Raw genomic sequence first — 1993 nt, 5'->3', positions numbered from 1 at the left:
TTCTGTAATTATTTTTTTCATTAATTATTTACCTCCATATATTAAAAATATACCTAATTTTAGGTATATTTTATAAATATCAAGAGTTTTCGACAAAATTAAAGTTTTATTGTAAAAATATTTGATTTAAAAAAAGATAATATTTATCTTATTATTTTTTTTATTTTGGACAAAGAGGATACCGTTTTTTGTTAAGAGATTGAAAATAACATAAAATAGTGTATAATTGCTTCTGTTAGCTAAAAAATACTAATTTAAAAAGGGGATTACTTATGAAGAAACAATATCTTTCAAAATTATCAGAACCAGAAATTCGTGCAATTTGAGATAATACTGCTCGTGGTGGTCGTCGTGATATTGCAGGAGCTTTTATTAAAATGGGAGAATTAAATCAAGAAACAGAATTTGGATGAGTGATTGAACCATTAATGCCACTAGAAAAAGGCGGTAAATTAGAAGTTAATAATTGTTTAGCAATGCATTGAAAAAATGCAAAAGCTCGACGAGGAACATTAAATGATTGAAAAGCAGCAGACCAAGGTGTTACCAAAACAGACAATAAAAAAGAGTTTCAAAAACCAATGAATATTAAAAGTGATAAAATTATTAAAACAACAATGATGAAAGATCACGAAGTTCACCCAATTTGAGAAAAAAGATAATTTAATCTTGTTTTTTTATAAAAATGATATATTATTATTTGTAATTACACAATACCAAATGTGAAATTCTTGGTAAAGGAGATAAATAGGAATGAAAAAATTGTTCAGTGTCTTTGCTGCAATTAGCATCTTAGCTACTCCGGTAACATACACAATTGGATGTAATCCAATCCCTGATTTACCTTATATTTCAGATAATCAAATTTTAGAAAATATTAAGAAAACTATTAATAGCCTTGTTTTGGATGAAAATAGTAAGGTTAACACATTATTTGATTATAATCTTGATACATGAGTAAAACCAACTTTTTTCCCAAAAGAAAATATTATGAATATTAATATTGAAAACAAAGATATTTTAAAACAAATGCAACTAACTATGTCGCAATTAAAAAAAATTCATAGTGAAGAAAATTTAGCAAAAGATAGTTTAGAATATATGAAAAAAAGTTTACTGTCATCGCGAGATTTAAGAAGTCAGCCGTGACCAACGGTTGTTGAGAAATATAATTGATATTTAGATCAAACAAGTAAAAATAAAACAGTAACTGATTTAGAAACTTTAGTATCTTATTATGATAATCCAATTTCAGAAAAATCAGATTTATATGACAAAAAACGTTGATTATATGTTGACCAACTGCGTAGTGAAAATGTAAAAGATTGATTTAAAGATTCTCATTCATGGACTTTAAATCCTACTAGCGCAAATTATAATGAAAACACAAAATTTGATCAAGGAATTTTTTATTATGTTTTACTTAACACTTACTTGCAAAAAGTGCAGACACATTATAATGTTCAATTAAAAAATATTTGAAAAGAATATAGCAACAAAAACGATAAAGAAAGCATTCAAAATATTATTAGTCATGATATTGCAGGAATCACTTTAACTTTTACGGTCTGAGATCCTGAAAAATGAACCAAATATTTTGTTGATGGCCATCCTGTTGTTAATAGTAACGAAAATATTTTTGAAAACTTACCAATTTTACCAATTGAACAAAAAATTGGAGTTAAATTAGTTGTTGCAAATATCTATGGAACAGTTTCTAGTTATTTAATCGGAAGTTTTGTAATTTCTAATTTATTAGGAATTGAATAAATGCGGTTTACTATTTTTTCCTTTAATTTTGTCGAAAACTCTTGATATTTATAAAATATACCTAAAATTAGGTATATTTTTAATATATGGAGGTAAATAATTAATGAAAAAAATAATTGGTCGTATAAATTATTTAAGGGTCTTAAATTAATATCTTAGAAATTGTGGAATAATATACCACTTACTTATTTAGATTGTATTACTTTTAATTTTAATGTCTATW

General features: G+C 25.0%; 2 protein-coding genes. Both read left to right on the top strand.

The window, feature by feature from the left end:
• The first annotated feature begins 272 nt into the window (after window positions 1-272).
• On the top strand, window positions 273-662 hold the full coding sequence (locus EHV01_RS05095; protein WP_422066511.1) for a hypothetical protein: 390 nt from the start codon (window positions 273-275) through the stop codon (window positions 660-662).
• 91 nt (window positions 663-753) lie between these two features.
• Window positions 754-1770 carry a hypothetical protein gene (locus tag EHV01_RS05090; protein ID WP_422066510.1) on the top strand — a complete coding sequence of 339 codons (1017 nt, stop codon included), beginning with the start codon at window positions 754-756 and terminating at the stop codon, window positions 1768-1770.
• Window positions 1771-1993 lie beyond the last annotated feature (223 nt).

Origin of the sequence: Spiroplasma sp. hy2 (genome assembly GCF_044714365.1) — a bacterium.
Taxonomy (GTDB): domain Bacteria; phylum Bacillota_I; class Bacilli_A; order Mycoplasmatales; family Mycoplasmataceae; genus Spiroplasma; species Spiroplasma phoeniceum.
The sequence above is the reverse complement of the archived record's forward strand: the minus strand, read 5'-3'. Positions and strand labels throughout refer to the sequence as shown.